We start from the raw sequence: 18,533 nt of genomic DNA, 5'->3' as shown, positions 1-18,533 counted from the left end.
TCTCCTTCTTGTGCCGGGCAAGATAGGCGCCTAACTTACGAACCGTAAGTACGAACGGAAATGTTAGTATGCAAAACCTCCAGCGCGGAAACCTGCTGGCGGCGGCCTGCCCGTCGCGGGACGTGCTGCGGCGCCTGACCGGGCGCTGGGGCATGCTGGTGCTGTGGGCGCTGAGCGCCGGCCCGCAACGCTTCGGCGGCTTGCGCAAGCGCATCGGCGGCGTCAGCGAACGGATGCTGGCGCAGACCCTGCAGGGGCTGGAAACCGACGGCATGGTGCTGCGCCGCGACTTCGGCACCGTGCCGCCGCATGTGGAATACGAACTGACGCCGCTGGGCCAGCAGGCGGCGGCGCGCGTCGGTGCGCTGCTCGACTGGATCGAGGACAGCCTGCCCAGCATCGCCCGCAACTGGCCGGATCCTTGACCGGATCGCCGGGTGGCAGATGCCGCGAGATGGGTATTTGAAGAACGAAGAAGCAGGGCGCGGCGCCCATGGCTTCTTTGCTCCTCAAATACCCCGGCACCCGTGCCGCCACCCCGGCGCTTGACCCCTCGCGCGCCAGGGCCTATCTGAGCCTCGCGCGGATGGCCGGATGACCGCGGCGGCAACGTCGAGGAAAGTCCGGACTCCATGAAGATACGGTGCCGGGTAACGCCCGGCGGGGGCAACCCCAGGGAAAGCGCCACAGAGATGAGACCGCCCGTGCCTGCACGGGTAAGGGTGAAACGGTGGGGTAAGAGCCCACCGCGGGCCTGGCAACAGGACCGGCACGGCAAGCCCCACCGGGAGCAATGCCGAATAGGGACCGCGCGTCGCAAGACAGGGCCATCTTCGCCCCAGCAGGTCCGGGTTGGCAGCTAGATCCCGTCGGCAACGGCGGGGCCAGAGGAATGGTCATCCATGGGGGCGACCCCTGGACAAAATCCGGCTTACAGGCCATCCGCGCATATCCGCTGCCCGTGCCGGCGAAATCCGGCGATTCCCGGTTGACTTCGCCCGCATGGCGGCTAAAAGGCGGCTTCCAAGAGATTCCACGGGGTTCGCGAGCGAAGCGTCTGTCCCCGCAGCAGGAGCAAGACAATGGCGAAGCCGACCACCATCAAGATCCGCCTGAACTCGAGCGCCGGGACCGGGCATTTCTACGTGACCAAGAAGAACGCCCGCACGATGACCGAAAAGATGACGGTCAACAAATACGACCCGGTTGCCCGCAAGCATGTCGAATACAAGGAAGGCAAGATCAAGTAAGATCTGCCCTTCGCGACGAACAGCCAAGGCCGCGTCCCCGGAAAGGGACGCGGCCTTTGCCATGCGGGCAGGGCCGGCGGGTTTGAGGCAGGCTGCCGGCGCGTTCCTGCGCAACTCAATGGAAATCCCGCGACTTCGGCAGCATCCTGACCTGGCGCGGATGCTGCGGCCGGGGTGCGGGCAGGTCACGCGGGCTTTCGCCCGCCAGCCGCAGCAGCGCATCCGAACGGTCGCCCAGCCATTGCGCAACGACATGGGTGACGCCCTCGGCGCGCTGGACCTGGCCATGCACCTCGAGCAGGCGGGCGGTCATCGTCACGCGGCGGAAGCGGGCGAAGACATTCTCCCACAGCACCAGGTTGGCGACGCCGGTTTCGTCCTCCAGCGTGACGAAGCAGACGCCCTTGGCGCTGCCCGGGCGCTGGCGCACCAGCACGATCCCGGCCATGCGCAGGGGCGCGCGGTTCGGCAGATCGGCCAGCCCGGCGGCGCTGACATAGCCCTGCGCCTGCATCGAGCGACGCAGGAAGGCCATGGGATGCGCCTTCAGCGACAGGCGCTGGGTCTGGTAATCGGCGGTCACCTGCTCGGAGAGCGGCATCACGGGCAGGGCGACGGCGGGCTCGGCGCCCTCGTCGCGGGTCCCGAACAGCGGCAGGTCCGGCGCATCGCGCAGCGCGCGCGCCTGCCACAGTGCCGCCCGCCGGTCGAGACCCATCGAGCGCAGCGCATCCGCCGCCGCGATCACCCGGATCGCGCGCGCGTCGAGCCCGGCGCGGGCCTTCATTGCGGCCAGCGAGGCATAGGGCGCCGCCCCGCGCCGCCTGGCGATCCTGTCGCCGGCCGTCTCGCCCAGCCCCTCGACCTGGCGCAGGCCCAGTCGCAGGGCGATGCCCTCGGCCCCGGCCTCCAGCCGGTTGTCCCAGGTGCTGGCATTCACATCCACCGGCAGCACCGTCACGCCATGGTCGCGCGCATCGCGCACGATCTGGGCGGGCGCATAGAAGCCCATCGGCTGGCTGTTCAGCAGCGCCGCCGCAAAGGCCGCCGGGTAATGGCATTTCAGCCAGGACGAGACATAGGCCAGATGGGCAAAGGCCGCGGCATGGCTTTCGGGAAAGCCGTAGTCGCCGAAGCCCTTGATCTGGTTGAAGCAACGCTCGGCGAATTCGCGGTCATAGCCGCGCCTGACCATGCGGCCGACCATCTTGTCCTGCAATTGCTCGATGGTGCCGCGCGAGCGGAAGGTGGCCATGGCCTTGCGCAGCTCGTCCAGCTCGTCGGGCTTGAACTCGGCCGCGACCATGGCGATCTTCATCGCCTGTTCCTGGAAGATCGGCACGCCCAGGGTGCGTTCCAGGATGGATTTCAGCTCATCCGGGTCGCCGCCTTTGGGAAAGGGATAATCCACCGACTCGCCGTTGCGGCGGCGCAGATAGGGGTGAACCATATTGCCCTGGATCGGGCCCGGGCGGACGATGGCGACCTGGATCACCAGGTCGTAGAACTCCTGGGGCCGCAGGCGCGGCAGCATGTTCATCTGCGCCCGGCTTTCGACCTGGAAGGTGCCCAGGCTGTCGCCCCGCCGCAGCATCTCGAAGGTCGGCTCGTCGTGGTCGTCGAAATCCGCAAGCGTCAGCGCGCGGCCGTAATGCGTCCCGATCAGCGCAAAGCATTTGCGGATGCAGGTCAGCATCCCCAGCGCCAGCACGTCGACCTTGAGGATCCCCAGCGCGTCGATGTCGTCCTTGTCCCATTCGATGAAGCTGCGCTCGGGCATGGCGGCATTGCCGATGGGCACGGTTTCCGACAGCGGCCCCTCGGTCAGGATGAAGCCGCCGACATGCTGGGACAGGTGGCGCGGCATGCCGATCATTTCCTCGGCCAGCTTCACCGTGCGCCGCAGCAGGGGGTCGCGCAGGTCGAGCCCCGCCTGATCGGTCGAGGCGGCGGACATGTCATTGCCCCAGCTGCCCCAGACGGTATTGGCGAGCGCCTGCGTCACGTCCTCGGACAGGCCCATGACCTTGCCGACCTCGCGGATGGCGCTGCGCGGGCGGTAATGGATCACCGTGGCGCAGAGCCCGGCGCGATGGCGGCCGTATTTGTCATAGATGTGCTGGATGACCTCCTCGCGGCGCTCATGCTCGAAGTCCACGTCGATGTCGGGCGGCTCCTTGCGGGTGTCGCTGAGGAAACGCTCGAACAGCAGCTGGTGCTTGGCGGGATCGACCGGGGTGATGCCCAGCACGTAGCAGACCGCGGAATTGGCGGCCGAGCCGCGGCCCTGGTGCAGGATCTGCTTTTCCTCGGCGAAATTCACGATCTCGTGGATGGTCAGGAAATAGGGCGCATATTCCTTGCGCCCGATCAGGTCCAGTTCCTTGCGCAGCGTGGCCCGCACCTGCGGCGGGATGCCGTCGGGATAGCGTTCGCCGGCGCAAGCCCAGGTCAGCGCCTGAAGATGCTGCTGTGGGGTCAGACCCTCGGGCACGGTTTCGTGCGGATATTCGTATTTCAGCTCGTCCAGCGAAAAGCGGCAGCTGTCGGCGATCTCGCGCGTGGCGCGGATGGCGTGCGGCCAGTCGGCAAACAGGCGCTGCATCTGCGCGGGGGATTTCAGGTACCGCTCGGCGTTCTGCGACAGCAGCAGGCCCGCTTTCGCGATGGTGGTGCCCTCGCGGATGCAGGTCATCACGTCCTGCAGCGGGCGGCGGTCGGGGGCGTGGTAATGCACGTCGTTGGTGGCGACGATCGAGAGCCCCGCCGCCCGCGCCGCCCGGTCCAGCCGGTTGATCCGCGCCCGGTCGTCGCCGCGATAAAGCCAGCTGGCCGCGACATGGGACAGCTGCGGCAGCCGCGCGGCCAGATCGGGCAGGGGCGACAGGTCGTCGCCCGGCAGCCAGATCAGCCGCAGTCCTTCGGCATGGGCGGCGAGGTCGTCGAGGCTGAGGTCGCAGCGGCCCTTCTTCTGCCAAGCCCCCTCCAGGTCGGCGCGGCGGCCCTTGGTGATCAGCGTGGCCAGCCGGCCATAGGCGGCGCGGTCGGTCGGATAGGCCAGGAAGCCGGTGCCATCCGCCAGCACGATCCGCGCCCCGATCAGCGGCCGCAGGTGCAGCTGGCGCGCCGCCGCATGCAGCCGCACCACGCCGGCCAGGCTGTTGATGTCGGCGATCCCCAGCGCGTCATAGCCCAGCAGATGCGCCGCCAAGGCCAGTTCGCTGGGCTGCGAGGCGCCGTGCAGGAAGCTGAAGGCGCTGGTCACGCCCAGCTCGACATAGGCCGAGGCCGGGTTCGGCGCCGCCACCTCGGGCAGTTTCAGGGCGCTGCGGGGATGGCTGTCGGGCATCAGGCGAAGATCCCGTGCAGGAACCAGCGCGGGGCGCCGCCGCGGCCGTCTTGGGCCAGCCCCTCGCGATAGATCCACAGCCGGCGGCCGCTGTCGTCCTCGATGCGGAAATAGTCGCGCAGCCTGGTGCCGGGGCGGTCCTGCCACCACTCCGGCGCGATGCGTTCCGGCCCGGCGTGGCGGGCGACGCGCAGGGTCTGGCGGCGCCAGATGAATTGCGCCGGCGGGCCCTCGGGGATGGCGTAAAGCACCTGGATCTCCTCGGGCGGGGTCAGCAGGCGCAGCGGGCGGTCGGGCCGGGCCGGGGGCGCCGGGCTGTCGTCCAGCGGCGGGCCGGGGATTTCCGAGCGTTCGGGGATATGGCTGTCCTGCGGCAGCGGCCGGCTGATCGCGGCGGCGCCAAAGCGCGCGACCAGCCGGTCGACCAGGCGCGACAGCGCCAGCGCCTCGGGGGCGCTGCCGTCCAGGGCGGGCTGGGCCTGGGCCAGGGGTTCGACCGCCTCGGCTGCAAGCTGGATCAGGTCGAAGCCATAGCCGGGATCCAGCCGGTCCAGCCGGCCCTGGAACAGCCGCAGCAGATGCGCGGGATCGCGGGCCGGGGCGGCCAGCGCGACGCGGATGTCGCGCCGCTCGCCATCGACGCGGAACACCGACAGGCAGAGCCGCCGGCAGCCGCGATCCTGCGCCGCCATGCCGGCGCAAAGCTGCTCCGTCAGGCCGGGCAGCCAGTCCGAGGGGTCCATGACCGGCTCGGCCAGCCGGGCCTCGGCGGCGAATTCGGCCGGCGGCTCGGGTGCGTCCAGCGGTTCCGCCGCGCGTCCCAGCGCCTGGTCGAGCCGGATCAGCGGGTTGTCGGCCGGCGCAGTCCGGGCGAAACGGCGCATCAGCGGCAGACGCAGAATCGCGGCCAGATCGCCGATGGTCTTCAGCCCCAGCCGGTGCAGGAGCAGCAGGGTTTCGGGTGAAAGCCGCAGCGCCGCCACCGGCAGGGGCGCCAGCGCGGGCAGCGGATCGGTGCAGATCGCGCGTTCGGGGCCAAAGCGGGCCAGCGCCCAGGCCGCGCCGCGCGTCGGTGCCAGCGCCAGCCGGCAGGTCAACCCGGCGCGGGCGAATCCGGCCTGGATGTCCGTCAGCAGCGCGGGCTCGCCGCCGAACAGATGCGCGGTGCCGGTGGTGTCGAGGATCAGCCCGTCCGCACCGTCCACGGCGCTGAACGGCCCCCAGCGCCGGATCCAGAAGGTCAGGCGGGCCAGCCGGGCGGCCTCCTGGGCGGGCTGGGCATCCTCGACCCGCAACTCGGGGCAGATGCTGCGGCAATCGACGACGCGGGCGCCGGGCCGGGCGCCAACCTCTTCGCCGGCCCGGTTCGCGGCATGGATGACGGGCCCATGCGGCCCGGGCGCGGCCAGCGCCAGCGGCACGGTGTCAGGCCAGGCCGCGCCCTGCCGCGCGCGCCGGTGCAGCCAGCTCTCGATCGCGAGGCGGGGCAGAAAGATCGAGACGATCCGCCGCCCGGTCATGGCGCGCCACCCAGGTCGAGGGCGGCTGGCCGCGCGCCCGGAACAGCTCGGCGAGCCAGCGCGGATCGCCGGGCGCCTTGGGGTCGTCGGGGTCGGGGGCCGAGGGCAGGGCCGACAGCCGCCAGCGCATCCGCGCCGCGCTGGCATCGGGCCGGGCGGCATGGCGGATCAGCCAGCAGGGCAGGCCGGCCGTTTCGGCACGCAGGGCCAGGCGGCGGCTGGCGGTAAAGCTCAGCGCCGGGGGCGCGCCATGGATCTCTCCGACCACGGCGGCCAGGGCGCGGCTGCGCAGGCCATCCTCCAACGCGGCCAGCACGTCGGCGGGGCGCGTCAGGTCCAGCCGCAGCAGCGCCCGGCCGGTGCCGGGCAGGAAGGGGGCGCCGAATTCGGCCCGGCTGAGCCGGTCCTGCGCCCAGAGCACCCGCCCCGGCGGCAGCGCCGCCAGCACGAATCCCGCCGCCGCGGCATCCAAGGGGTGCCGGGAATCGAAGGCCTCGGACAGGGTGGCGGTGGCAATGCGCGGCACCGCGGGGGCTGGCGCCCGTCCGAAAGGCGTCACCCCGCGCAGGAAAGGGTGGGCGGTCATGGCTCGTTCACGATGTTCCTTGTTTGTTCTAAATCTGCGCGGAAGATTCGTCAATCGGGCCGGGTGTGCTGGGGTTGGGCGGTTCGAGCCATGACGCTGGCTGGTGCTTCATCCAATGCGCTTTTGGGGCCTTGATGCTGTGACCGCCCCCGACGGCATCTGTGTGCCAAGGTGGGTCTGCAATGATCCACAAAGGAGAGCGGTCATGTCGGAGATTATCACGGTCGGATTCGATTTGGCGAAGAATGTGTTTCAGGTTCACGAGGCCGAGGCTGCGGGCCGGGCGGTGCTGCGCCAGAAGCTGAGAAGAGACCAGCAATTCTTCGGACAGCTTCCGGCCTGCGTTGTCGCGATGGAAGCCTGTGGCGGTGCCCATTTTTGGGGCCGCGAGATCGGCAAGCTGGGCCATGAGGTGCGGCCGATCCCGCCTGCCTATGTGAAGCCCTTCGTAAAGCGCCAGAAGAACGATGCCGCCGATGCAGAGGCCATCTGCGAGGCGGCAATGCGCCCGACGATGCGCTTTGTTCCGGTCAAGAGCGAGGAGACCCAAGGCGCGGCAATGGTCTTCCGCGTGCGCGAGCTGCTGATCCGGCAGCGCACGCAGGCGATCAACGCCTTGCGCGGCCATCTGGCCGAATTCGGCCAGATCGTGCCACAAGGGGCACCCGATGCCACGCGGCTGATCGCGATCGTGGAAGATCCGGATGGCATTCTGCCTGCCGATGCCATCCCCACGCTGAAGACTTTGATCGCGGCACTTGCGCATCTGGAGGCAGAGATCAGGAAGCTCGATGCGGAGATCGCCCGTCGCGCCAAGGAGAATGACGTAGCCCGGCGTCTGATGACGGTGCCCGGCATCGGGGCGCTGATCGCCACGGCCATTGCTGCTCTGGCTCCGCCACCCGAGACGTTCCGCAAGGCACGTGACTTTGCCGCCTGGCTGGGTCTGACGCCCCGGCAACATTCGACGGGCAAGCAACGTCTCGGCGCGACGACCAGAACGGGCGAACGATCCTTGCGACGCCTGCTGATCATCGGCGCCAACAACGTGGTGATCAAACGTAACGTTCACAAGGAAGCGCAGCCCGGAACATGGCTGGGCAGCCTGCTGTTGCGCAAGCCACCGATGCTGGTGCGGGTAGCATTGGCGAACAAGATGGCGCGCATGGTCTGGGCCCTGATGGCTCGGGGCGGCATCTGCCAGTCTCCGGTCGCGGCAGCGTAAGCCGCCGCAGATCGCGAGGACGTCGGAGCGGAAGAGGGCAAGGAGCAGTTTGGCGCAACGATCGTGAGACGGGATCGGGAAAACCAGGGTGCAACAGAGTGCCTATGAGCACGCGGCTTTGATCTGGACCCGACCTTCGGACACCATACGGGCCCTGCGGCATGTATCGCGCCGCATCACGAGGCCGGACACATGTCAGCACCCGATGACGCGCCAAAATCAGCTTCAAAAACCCCCTTGCGCTTGGGGCGGTTACACATGTTGCGCATATGTGCCCGTAGGCTCGGCGACGGATTTCTGAACGCGGATCGCCGTTAGGCGACTAAGGGGACCGGGAATTTGACGGCCGAAGCCCTGGGTCATGAGGCCCTGACCCGGCAGTTCCACGCAGCCCATCTTCGTTTGACGCGGCACCAGTGGCACCATCGTCGCCACAGCGCTCCGGCAAGGCAATCGCGCTCTGCGCAGCGCTGCATTTCCTGTGACCGTGCCGGCAATGCTGGTCTTCCACGGCTTGGCATTCTTGCGCGGCGGGATGATAAGGCGGGTCTGCGCTCGGCGACGCACCATGAGTGTGATAAGTGCCGTCTGCGGTTACACTTCCGATTTCTTGGTCACCGGGTTTTGCCTAGCAGGTGAGAAAGACAGGTGCCGCCTATGGGACATCCGGTAATCTTCAGCAGCCTTGATATCCGGGGTTCCCTCGCTATCCCTTGAGCCTAATGGCGCCACCATGCTTGCCTGCATGCTGTCGATCAGCAGACGCAGCGGTCTCCAAAGCGGCGATACGCGATGGTTAAGGCGAGCGCCTTCTGGCGGCGCGACCCTGCTGATGTCGGGCACCGTCCAGTCGAGCGCAAGACCATGCCGAACAGCGCCTTCACCGGCAGGCATATCTGCGGGGCGTATCGCCATAGATCTGCTGTCGGCCCCGACGGCCCGTCGGGGCGGCGTTCCATATCGGGGAGCAGTGCGGGATGGCGCCTTGGCGCTTGATTGTGAGTTGGTCAGTCATCTTCTCTTGTCGGTCTGATACGAGGACAGGTCATCACTTTGACTAACGGAAATAATCCAAAGATTTTTGCGCAATAGAGCCTTTGCAAGTGAAAAAGGCGGCACCGAGTGCCGCCTTCTTTCACAGGACGCAGGATCAATCGGCCGTCAGCAGCGGCGGCTTCGAATTGCTGATCTTGGGCGTTTCAGGGCCGGTGATGTCGAAGACGGGCTTGTCGTCCTCGATCCGCACCCGCACGATCCCGCCCTTGGTCAGGCGACCGAACAGCAGTTCCTCGGCCAGCGGCTTCTTGATCGTTTCCTGGATCACGCGACCCAGCGGCCGGGCACCCATCTTTTCGTCATAGCCCTTTTCGGCCAGCCAGTCGGCGGCTTCGGAGGTCAGCTCGATATGGACGCCGCGGTCGATCAGCTGCGCTTCCAGTTGCAGCACGAATTTCTCGACCACATGGACCACCACCTCGCGCGAGAGGGCGGCGAAGCTGATGATCGCGTCAAGACGGTTGCGGAACTCGGGCGTGAAGGTGCGCTCGATGGCGGCGGTATCCTCGCCCTCGCGCTTCTCGCGGCCGAAGCCGATGGCGGCCTTCTGCATGTCCGAGGCGCCGGCGTTCGAGGTCATGATCAGGATCACGTTGCGGAAATCCACCTGCCGGCCGTTGTGATCGGTCAGCTTGCCGTGGTCCATCACCTGCAAGAGGATGTTGTAGACATCCGGATGCGCCTTTTCGATCTCGTCGAGCAGCAGCACGCAATGCGGATGCTGGTCGACGCCATCGGTCAGCAGACCGCCCTGGTCGAAGCCGACATAGCCCGGAGGCGCGCCGATCAGGCGGCTGACCGCATGCTTCTCCATGTATTCCGACATGTCGAAGCGCAGCAGCTCCACGCCCAGCGTGCTGGCGAGTTGCTTGGCCACCTCGGTCTTGCCGACGCCGGTCGGGCCGGCAAACAGGTAGTTGCCGATCGGCTTTTCCGGTTCGCGCAGGCCCGCGCGGGCCAGCTTGATCGCCGAGGCCAGGGCCTCGATCGCCGCGTCCTGGCCGAAGACCAGCCGCTTCAGCGTCGCGTCCAGGTCCTTCAGCACCGCCGCATCGTCCTTGGAGACGCTTTTCGGCGGAATGCGGGCGATCTTGGCGACGACCGCCTCGATCTCTTTCGGGCCGATGGTCTTGCGGCGCTTGCTTTCGCTGACCAGGTGCTGAGCGGCGCCGGCCTCGTCGATCACGTCGATAGCGCTGTCGGGCAGCTTGCGGTCGTTGATGTAGCGGCTGGCCAGTTCCACCGCCGACTTGATCGCGTCATTGGTATAGCGCAGGTCGTGGTGCTTTTCGAAGCTGGGCTTCAGCCCCATCAGGATCTTGATCGCGTCGGGCACGTTCGGCTCGTTCACGTCGATCTTCTGGAAGCGCCGCGACAGGGCGCGGTCCTTTTCGAAATGCTGGCGGAACTCCTTGTAGGTGGTCGAGCCCATGCAGCGCAGCTTGCCGCCGGCCAGAGCCGGCTTCAGCAGGTTCGAGGCGTCCATCGCCCCGCCCGAGGTGGCGCCGGCGCCGATCACGGTATGGATCTCGTCGATGAACAGGATCGCGTCAGGATGCTCTTCCAGCTCCTTGACCACGGCCTTCAGCCGCTCCTCGAAATCGCCGCGATAGCGGGTGCCGGCCAGCAGCGCGCCCATGTCGAGCGAGAAGATGGTCGAGCCGGCCAGCACGTCCGGGGTCTCGCCCCGGGTGATCTTCAGCGCCAGGCCCTCGGCGATGGCGGTCTTGCCGACGCCCGGATCGCCCACCAGCAGCGGGTTGTTCTTGCGCCGGCGGCACAGCACCTGGATGCAGCGCTCGACCTCGTCGGCGCGGCCGATCAGCGGATCGACGTCGCCCTTGGCGGCCTTGCGGTTCAGGTCCACGCAATATTTCGCCAGCGCGGTTTCGTCCTTGGGGGCGGGCTCGGCCTGGGCCTGCTCGCCCTGGTGCTCGGCACCCTGGACCGGGCGGTTCTCCGAGAAGGAGGGATTCTTGGCGACGCCATGGGCGATGAAGTTCACCGCGTCATAGCGGGTCATGTCCAGTTCCTGCAGGAAGAAGGCGGCGTTCGATTCCCGCTCGGCGAAGATGGCGACCAGCACGTTCGCGCCCGTCACCTCGGTCCGGCCCGAGCTTTGCACATGGATCGCCGCGCGCTGGATCACGCGCTGGAAGGCGGCGGTCGGAACGGCCTCGGATCCCTCGACATCGGTGATGAGGGTCGACAGGTCGTCTTCGATGAACTCGACCAGCATCCGGCGCAATTCGTCCAGATCGACGTTGCAGGCCCGCATCACCTTCACGGCATCGGGCTCTTCCGTCAGCGCAAGCAGCAGGTGCTCGAGCGTGGCAAGCTCATGGCGATGGTCGTTGGCCAGCGCGAGGGCGCCATGGATGGCCTGTTCCAGCGAGGTCGAAAAGGAAGGCACTTCAAGCTCCTGTCAGTCGGCTGGCGGTTTGGGCCGCCATATCTAGCGGTCCACCTGACCAGACTGTCACGATACAGTTAAGAATTGGTGGATTTTCGCGCAATTCAAGCGGTATTTGCTTCCGCTCATGCCGAATTTCCCGCGGCTGAGGCAGATGTGATGATCGGCAGGCGAAATTTCAAGCAGCCCGCCCGCCAGCGGCGCCCCGGCGCCACAAGGACGGGATGCCATTCGAATTCTCTTGTCGCGTTGCAGAAACATCTCAGAACACGTCCTTGCGCCGGCGCAGCTCGGCAAAGACGCGGGCATCGGATTGGCCCTGCAAGCCCAGGAAATCCCGCAGTTCCGCCACGCGCAGGAAGGGATTCGTTGCCCGTTCCTCGACCAGGGTCGAAGGTGCGCAGGGCCGCGCCCCCGCCGCGGTTTCCGCCAGCCGCTTCTGCAATGCGGCATTGTCCGGCTCGACCGAAAGCGCGAAGGCGCCGTTGCCGCGGCAATAATCGTGGCCGGAACAGACCAGCGTTTCCCCTGGCAGCGCATTCAGGCGCGAGAGCGAGTCCCACATCGTCTCGGCGTCGCCCTCGAACAGCCGGCCGCATCCCAGCGCCATCAGGCTGTCGGCGGTAAAGACCATGGCCGATTCTGGCAGGTGGAAGGCGATATGGCCGATGGTGTGGCCGGGCACGTCGATGACCTCGGCCGGCTCGCCGCAGATCCGCGCCGTCTCGCCGGGTCGGACGGCCAGGTCCAGCGGCGGCAGGCGGGCGGCGTCCTCTGCATTGCCCATGACGCGGGCGCCGGTCATCCGGACCAGTTCGGGCACGGCCTGGATATGGTCGGCGTGGTGATGGGTCAGCGCGATCAGGTCCAGCGTCCAGCCGCGCGCGGCCAGTTCTGCCAGGATCGGCGCGGCCTCGGGGGCGTCGATCAGCGTGGTCTGGCCATTGCCGTTGAGCAGCCAGGCATAGTTGTCGGTCAGGCAGCGGACGGGGACCAGTTCCAGCGGCATTGGCAAAATCCTCTCTTTGCCGCAGTCTGGCCGGGCGAAGCGGGGGACGCAATGCATCACGACGTCTATGAGCTACGGAAGTTCTACTATACCCGCGCGCTGGGCCGGGTGGTGCAGCGCGTGCTGCGCGACCGGCTGAGCGGGATGTGGCCGCCCGAGCAGACCCAGGGCATGACCGTCGCCGGCTACGGCTTCGCGGTGCCGCTGCTGCGGCCTTGGCTGGGGCGGGCGCGGCGGGTGATCTCGCTGATGCCGGGGCCGCAGGGGGTGATGGCCTGGCCGGCGGGGCTGCCGAATTGCTCGGCGCTGTGCGAGGAGACGGCCTGGCCGCTGGACACCGGCAGCGTCGACCGGCTGGTGCTGCTGCATGCGCTCGAGACCGCCGACCATCCGGCGGCGCTGATGGACGAGGCCTGGCGGGTGCTGGGACCGGGCGGGCGGATGCTGGTCATGGTGCCGAACCGCGCCGGCCTCTGGGCGCGGTCCGAGACGACGCCCTTCGGCTTCGGCCGCAGCTATACCGCCGGGCAGCTCGATGCGCAGGCCCGCGCGGCGGGCTTCGTCGCCGAGGGCACCGGGGCGGCGCTCTACATCCCGCCCTCGGACCGGCGCTTCTGGCTGAAAAGCGCCCAGATGTGGGAGCGGGCGGGGCTGCGCATCAGCCAGGTGCTGGTGGCGGGCGTGGTGCTGTCCGAGTTCAGCAAGCAGGTGCAGGCCCCGGTCGGGCGCGGCCGCAAGGTCAGCGTGCCGAGCCCGCTGGCCGTGCTGGAAGGCATCGCCCGGCCGCGGCCGGCGGGGCAGGGCGCGGGGCGCACGGTGCGCGGCCGCACGCAGCCCGAATCTGCGGCGCGATCCCCCGCCGCGGAGCCGGGCCGGAATTAGCTTCGCGCGCGCGAGGCGGGGCGGCTCGGCGACTGTTTGCGCAATCGGGGTCGGGACCGGCGGCACATGGGCGCTGCAAGGGCCGCAAACCCTCGCATTTCCGTGTTCAAGGCGGTTGCGGCAGCGAAAAGCACCTGCTAGAGACGCCGCAGATTTCGGGAAGGCCCTAGCCCGCCGTGCCATGGCCCCCATTTGACCCGCGCTCCGCGACAGACCGGCCCGAACGCCGGCCCGCCTGCGGAGCTTGCGCTAACCGGAAGGATGACCGTGGCCAATTCCGCTTCGATTTCCGCTGATATCGCCGGGCGTTATGCGCAGGCCCTGTTCGATCTGGTCCGGGACGCGGGAGGGATCGACACCCTTTCAGCCCAGATCGACGACCTGGCCTCGGCCTATGACGCCAGCGCGGATCTGCGCGATCTGACCGTCTCGCCCCTCTACGACCGCCGCCAACAGGAGGCTGCCATCGGCGCCCTGGCCGACAAGATGGGTCTTTCGTCCGAGCTGGCGAATGTCCTGCGCCTGATGGCCCGGAACCGCCGGCTGTTCGCGCTGCCGCAACTGATCGCCAAGCTGCGCGGCCTGATCGCCGATGCGAAGGGCGAGGTCACCGCCGACGTGGTCAGCGCCCAGGCGCTGAGCGACGACCAGAAGTCCCGCCTGACCGACGCGCTGGCCGCGAAATCGGGCAAGAAGGTGAAACTGAACGCGCGCGTCGATGAAAGCCTCATCGGCGGCATGATCGTCAAACTGGGCTCGCAGATGATCGACAGCTCGATCCGCTCCAAGCTCGCCTCCCTCCAGAATGCTATGAAAGAGGTCGGATAATGGGAATCCAGGCTGCCGAAATCTCGGCCATCCTTAAGGATCAGATCAAGAATTTCGGTCAGGACGCCGAGGTGGCCGAGGTCGGGCAGGTGCTGTCCGTCGGGGACGGCATCGCCCGCGTCTACGGTCTGGACAAGGTTCAGGCCGGCGAGATGGTCGAATTCCCGGGCGGCATCCGCGGCATGGTGCTGAACCTTGAAACCGACAACGTCGGCGTCGTGATCTTCGGCGACGACCGTTCGATCAAGGAAGGCGACACCGTCAAGCGCACCGGCGCCATCGTGGAAGTCCCGACCGGCAAGGGCCTGCTGGGCCGCGTCGTCGACGCGCTGGGCAACCCGATCGACGGCAAGGGCCCGATCGCCGACCCGGTCATGGCCATCGCCGACGTGAAAGCCCCGGGCATCATGCCGCGCAAATCGGTGCACGAGCCGATGGCGACTGGCCTGAAGTCGGTGGACGCGATGATTCCCGTCGGCCGCGGCCAGCGCGAGCTGATCATCGGCGACCGCCAGACCGGCAAGACCGCCATCGCGCTGGACACCATCCTGAACCAGCAGAACTACAACGGCCGCGAGGCCGATGGCATGAAGACCCTGCACTGCATCTATGTCGCCGTCGGCCAGAAGCGCTCGACCGTGGCCCAGCTGGTGAAGAAGCTGGAAGAGACCGGCGCCATGGCCTACACCACCGTGGTGGCCGCGACCGCCTCGGACCCGGCGCCGATGCAGTATCTGGCGCCCTATTCGGCGACCGCGATGGGCGAATATTTCCGCGACAACGGCATGGATGCGCTGATCATCTATGACGACCTGTCGAAACAGGCCGTGGCTTATCGCCAGATGTCGCTGCTGCTGCGCCGTCCGCCGGGGCGCGAAGCCTATCCGGGCGACGTGTTCTACCTGCACTCGCGCCTGCTGGAGCGTTCGGCCAAGCTGAACGAATCGCATGGCGCCGGCTCGCTGACCGCGCTGCCGATCATCGAAACCCAGGCGGGTGACGTGTCGGCCTATATCCCGACCAACGTGATCTCGATCACCGACGGCCAGATCTTCCTGGAAACGGAACTGTTCTTCCAGGGCATCCGCCCGGCCGTGAACACCGGTCTGTCGGTGTCGCGCGTCGGTTCGGCCGCCCAGACCAAGGCGATGAAATCCGTCGCCGGCCCGGTCAAGCTGGAACTGGCCCAGTATCGCGAGATGGCGGCCTTTGCGCAGTTCGGCTCGGACCTCGACGCGGCGACGCAAAAGCTGCTGAACCGCGGGGCACGTCTGACCGAGCTGATGAAGCAGCCGCAATATTCGCCTCTGACCAACGCCGAGATCGTCATCGTGATCTATGCGGGCACCAAAGGCTATCTGGACAGCATCCCGGTCGCCGATGTGACCAAATGGGAACAGGGCCTGATCCAGTATCTGCGCAACCAGAAGGCCGACCTGCTTGACGACATGACCCGCAACGACCGCAAGATCGCGGGCGAGCTGGAAGATGCGATCAAGGCGACGCTGGACGGTTACTCCAAGACCTACGCCTGAGAGGGGAGCTTTAGATGCCCAGCCTCAAGGATCTGAAAAACCGGATCGGCAGCGTCAAGAACACGCGCAAGATCACCAAGGCGATGCAGATGGTCGCCGCCGCGAAACTGCGCCGCGCGCAGGAAGCGGCCGAGGCTGCGCGTCCCTATGCCGACCGCATGGCCAGCGTGATGGCCGGGCTGACCGCTGCGGCGGCCGGCTCGGACAACGCGCCGCGCCTGTTGGCCGGCACCGGCGAGGATCGCCGCCACCTCCTGGTGGTGATGACCTCGGAGCGCGGGCTTGCCGGCGGCTTCAACTCGTCCATCGTCAAGCTGGCCCGCCAGCGCATGGCCGAGCTGCAAGCCCAGGGCAAGCAGGTCGAGCTGCTGACCGTCGGCAAGAAGGGCCGCGAGCAGCTGAAGCGCGAATACTCGCAATATTTCGTCCATCACGTGGACATGAGCGAGGTGAAGCGCATCGGCTATGAGAACGCGCGCGGCATCGCCGACGAAATCCTGGACCGTTTCGACGCCGGCCAGTTCGACGTGGCGACGCTGTTCTACAACCGCTTCGAATCGGTCATCAGCCAGGTTCCGACCGCACGCCAGATCATCCCCGCCGTGGTCGAGGAAGGCGCCGAGGCCGGTGCCTCGTCGCTTTACGACTACGAACCGGATGAGCACGCGATCCTGAACGACCTCTTGCCGCGTTCCGTGGCGACCCAGGTCTTCGCGGCGCTGCTGGAGAACGCGGCCTCCGAACAGGGTGCCCGGATGAGCGCGATGGACAACGCGACCCGCAACGCCGGCGACATGATCAACAAGCTGACCACCGAATACAACCGGACACGTCAGGCGGCGATCACCAAGGAACTTATCGAAATCATCTCGGGCGCAGAGGCGCTCTGACACGTAGGGGTTAAACACATGGCAGAGGCCAAAGGAAAAATCACGCAGGTGATCGGCGCCGTGGTGGACGTGCAGTTCGAGGGCCAGCTGCCCGCGATTCTGAACGCTCTGGAAACCGAGAACAACGGCAAGCGCCTGGTGCTGGAAGTCGCCCAGCACCTGGGCGAGAACACCGTCCGCACCATCGCCATGGACGCGACCGAAGGTCTGGTCCGCGGCCTGCCCGTGACCGACACCGGCGCGCCGATCACCGTTCCGGTGGGCGACGTGACGCTGGGCCGCATCCTGAACGTCGTCGGCGAGCCGGTGGACGAGGGTGCGCCGCTGACCGTCACCGACCGCCGCGCCATCCACCAGCCGGCCCCGGACTTCGCCCAGCAGGCGACCGCCTCCGAGATCCTGGTCACTGGCATCAAGGTCATCGACCTGCTGGCGCCCTATTCCAAGGGCGGCAAGATCGGCCTGTTCGGCGGCGCCGGCGTGGGCAAGACCGTTCTCATCATGGAACTGATCAACAACATCGCCAAGGTGCACTCGGGTTACTCGGTGTTCGCGGGCGTCGGCGAGCGGACCCGTGAAGGCAACGACCTCTACCACGAGATGGTGGAATCGGGCGTCATCAAGCCCGACGATCTGTCGAAGTCGCAGGTGGCGCTGGTTTACGGCCAGATGAACGAGCCTCCGGGGGCGCGGATGCGCGTGGCGCTGACCGGCCTGACCGTGGCCGAGCAGTTCCGCGACGCCACCGGCACCGACGTTCTGTTCTTCGTCGACAACATCTTCCGCTTCACCCAGGCCGGTTCGGAAGTGTCGGCGCTCCTGGGCCGCATCCCCTCCGCCGTGGGCTATCAGCCGACGCTGGCCACCGACATGGGCGCGATGCAGGAACGCATCACCTCGACCAAGAACGGCTCGATCACCTCGATCCAGGCCGTCTACGTTCCGGCCGACGACCTGACCGACCCGGCGCCGGCCACGACCTTCGCGCACCTCGACGCCACGACGGTTCTGTCGCGCGCGATCTCGGAACTGGGCATCTACCCGGCCGTGGACCCGCTCGACTCGAACAGCCGGATCCTGGACCCGGCCGTCGTGGGCGAGGATCACTACAACACCGCCCGCGCGGTGCAGGGCATCCTGCAGAAATACAAGTCGCTGCAGGACATCATCGCCATCCTCGGCATGGACGAGCTGTCCGAAGAGGACAAGCTGACCGTGGCCCGGGCCCGCAAGATCCAGCGCTTCCTGTCGCAGCCCTTCGACGTCGCCAAGGTCTTCACCGGCTCGGACGGCGTTCAGGTGCCGCTGGAGGACACGATCAAGTCGTTCAAGGCGGTGGTGGCCGGCGAATACGACCACCTGCCGGAAGCGGCCTTCTACATGGTCGGCGGCATCGAGGACGTGAAAGCCAAGGCCGCGCGCCTTGCCGCTGACGCGGCGTAAGGGGGCGACATGGCCGACACGATGCAGTTCGACCTGGTGTCGCCGGAGCGGAACCTGGTGTCCGTCCCGGTGCGCGAGGTGCGCCTGCCCGGCGCCGACGGCGACCTGACGGCGATGCCCGGCCATGCGCCGGCCATCGTCAACCTGCGCCCCGGCCTGGTGACCGTGGTCGCGGCGGACGGCAGCCAGACGGAATTCGCGGTGACCGGCGGCTTCGCCGAGATCAACAACGACTCCGTCACCCTGCTGGCCGAACGTGGCCATCCGCGGGCCGAGATGACGCAAGAGGTCTTCAACGAGATGATGGCGCAAGCCCATCGCCGCGTGCAATCCGCCAAGGAGCGCGACTCGGCCGGCGAGGAAATCGTCGCCGCCGCCGTCAAGCTGCTGGCGGATATGGAGGCCCTTGGCACCCATATCGGATTGGACCCGAACCACTCGAATTTCCCGCACTAAGCGCGGGCATCTGGCGAAAAAGACAGCAAGCCCCGGAAATTCCGGGGCTTTCTCAATTGTTTCTCAACCTTTTATCATCAGGATGCGGGGC

Annotated in this window: 15 protein-coding genes, 1 other RNA gene and 1 pseudogene; 10 read left to right on the top strand and 7 right to left on the bottom strand. The window is 67.3% G+C overall.

Annotated elements, in window-relative coordinates:
- Window positions 1–68 precede the first annotated feature (68 nt).
- From ASV56_RS05455 to rpmG, 3 genes are all read left to right on the top strand, one after another.
- Window positions 69–425 carry a winged helix-turn-helix transcriptional regulator gene (locus ASV56_RS05455; protein ID WP_062561109.1) on the top strand — a complete coding sequence of 119 codons (357 nt, stop codon included), beginning with the start codon at window positions 69–71 and terminating at the stop codon, window positions 423–425.
- 157 nt (window positions 426–582) lie between these two features.
- Window positions 583–950: RNase P RNA component class A (gene rnpB, locus ASV56_RS05450), an RNA gene on the top strand.
- A gap of 132 nt (window positions 951–1,082) precedes the next feature.
- Window positions 1,083–1,250, top strand: coding sequence for a 50S ribosomal protein L33 (gene rpmG, locus ASV56_RS05445; RefSeq protein WP_017999830.1), 168 nt, complete (start codon window positions 1,083–1,085; stop codon window positions 1,248–1,250).
- 115 nt (window positions 1,251–1,365) lie between these two features.
- On the opposite strand, the gene ASV56_RS05440 is transcribed toward rpmG, so the two are convergent.
- The 3 genes from ASV56_RS05440 to ASV56_RS05430 are packed head-to-tail and all read right to left on the bottom strand — an operon-like array spanning window position 1,366 to window position 6,705.
- A complete protein-coding gene (locus ASV56_RS05440) occupies window positions 1,366–4,599 on the bottom strand; it encodes an error-prone DNA polymerase (protein ID WP_062561108.1) in 3,234 nt (1,077 codons plus the stop codon).
- Window positions 4,599–6,119 (bottom strand): Y-family DNA polymerase, encoded by a 1,521-nt coding sequence (locus tag ASV56_RS05435; RefSeq protein ID WP_062561107.1) that lies wholly within the window; start codon window positions 6,117–6,119, stop codon window positions 4,599–4,601. Before ASV56_RS05435 ends, ASV56_RS05440 begins: the two co-directional genes overlap by 1 nt.
- Entirely contained in the window at window positions 6,025–6,705 is a 681-nt protein-coding gene (locus ASV56_RS05430; RefSeq protein WP_062561106.1) for a hypothetical protein, read from the bottom strand. Before ASV56_RS05430 ends, ASV56_RS05435 begins: the two co-directional genes overlap by 95 nt.
- A gap of 205 nt (window positions 6,706–6,910) precedes the next feature.
- Here ASV56_RS05430 and ASV56_RS05425 point away from each other — a divergent pair, with 205 nt between their 5' ends.
- Window positions 6,911–7,930 carry an IS110 family RNA-guided transposase gene (locus ASV56_RS05425; RefSeq protein WP_062561105.1) on the top strand — a complete coding sequence of 340 codons (1,020 nt, stop codon included), beginning with the start codon at window positions 6,911–6,913 and terminating at the stop codon, window positions 7,928–7,930.
- A 252-nt stretch (window positions 7,931–8,182) separates the two neighbouring features.
- Here the strand turns inward: ASV56_RS05425 and ASV56_RS25035 are convergent.
- The 4 genes and pseudogenes from ASV56_RS25035 to gloB all read right to left on the bottom strand — a co-directional run bounded on the left by ASV56_RS25035 (window position 8,183) and on the right by gloB (window position 12,408).
- Window positions 8,183–8,945 (bottom strand): annotated as a pseudogene (locus ASV56_RS25035) (IS5/IS1182 family transposase).
- A 135-nt stretch (window positions 8,946–9,080) separates the two neighbouring features.
- Window positions 9,081–11,399, bottom strand: coding sequence for an ATP-dependent Clp protease ATP-binding subunit ClpA (clpA, locus tag ASV56_RS05420; RefSeq protein WP_062561104.1), 2,319 nt, complete (start codon window positions 11,397–11,399; stop codon window positions 9,081–9,083).
- A 66-nt stretch (window positions 11,400–11,465) separates the two neighbouring features.
- The gene (locus tag ASV56_RS23455; protein ID WP_156429084.1) at window positions 11,466–11,660 is read right to left on the bottom strand and encodes a hypothetical protein; all 195 of its coding nucleotides are present in this window, start codon (window positions 11,658–11,660) and stop codon (window positions 11,466–11,468) included.
- 1 nt (window position 11,661) lies between these two features.
- Complete coding sequence (gene gloB, locus ASV56_RS05415; protein ID WP_062561103.1) at window positions 11,662–12,408, bottom strand: hydroxyacylglutathione hydrolase; 747 nt, start codon at window positions 12,406–12,408, stop codon at window positions 11,662–11,664.
- A 51-nt stretch (window positions 12,409–12,459) separates the two neighbouring features.
- Here gloB and ASV56_RS05410 point away from each other — a divergent pair, with 51 nt between their 5' ends.
- From ASV56_RS05410 to ASV56_RS05385, 6 genes are all read left to right on the top strand, one after another.
- Window positions 12,460–13,290, top strand: a complete 831-nt coding sequence (locus tag ASV56_RS05410) for a class I SAM-dependent methyltransferase (RefSeq protein ID WP_062561102.1) — start codon at window positions 12,460–12,462, stop codon at window positions 13,288–13,290.
- Between the two features lie 267 nt (window positions 13,291–13,557).
- The gene (locus tag ASV56_RS05405; RefSeq protein WP_172823758.1) at window positions 13,558–14,118 is read left to right on the top strand and encodes a F0F1 ATP synthase subunit delta; all 561 of its coding nucleotides are present in this window, start codon (window positions 13,558–13,560) and stop codon (window positions 14,116–14,118) included.
- A complete protein-coding gene (gene atpA, locus ASV56_RS05400) occupies window positions 14,118–15,653 on the top strand; it encodes a F0F1 ATP synthase subunit alpha (RefSeq protein ID WP_062561100.1) in 1,536 nt (511 codons plus the stop codon). The genes ASV56_RS05405 and atpA overlap by 1 nt, the downstream gene beginning before the upstream one ends.
- A 14-nt stretch (window positions 15,654–15,667) precedes the next feature.
- A complete protein-coding gene (locus tag ASV56_RS05395) occupies window positions 15,668–16,543 on the top strand; it encodes a F0F1 ATP synthase subunit gamma (RefSeq protein ID WP_017999839.1) in 876 nt (291 codons plus the stop codon).
- 18 nt (window positions 16,544–16,561) lie between these two features.
- Window positions 16,562–17,986, top strand: coding sequence for a F0F1 ATP synthase subunit beta (gene atpD / locus ASV56_RS05390; RefSeq protein ID WP_062561099.1), 1,425 nt, complete (start codon window positions 16,562–16,564; stop codon window positions 17,984–17,986).
- Between the two features lie 9 nt (window positions 17,987–17,995).
- Window positions 17,996–18,442 carry a F0F1 ATP synthase subunit epsilon gene (locus ASV56_RS05385; protein ID WP_062561098.1) on the top strand — a complete coding sequence of 149 codons (447 nt, stop codon included), beginning with the start codon at window positions 17,996–17,998 and terminating at the stop codon, window positions 18,440–18,442.
- Window positions 18,443–18,533: the final 91 nt, after the last annotated feature.

The organism is Paracoccus aminovorans, from assembly GCF_001546115.1.
GTDB lineage: Bacteria > Pseudomonadota > Alphaproteobacteria > Rhodobacterales > Rhodobacteraceae > Paracoccus > Paracoccus aminovorans_B.
Note: the sequence above shows the minus strand (reverse complement) of the source record. Positions and strands in the feature narration are given on the sequence as shown.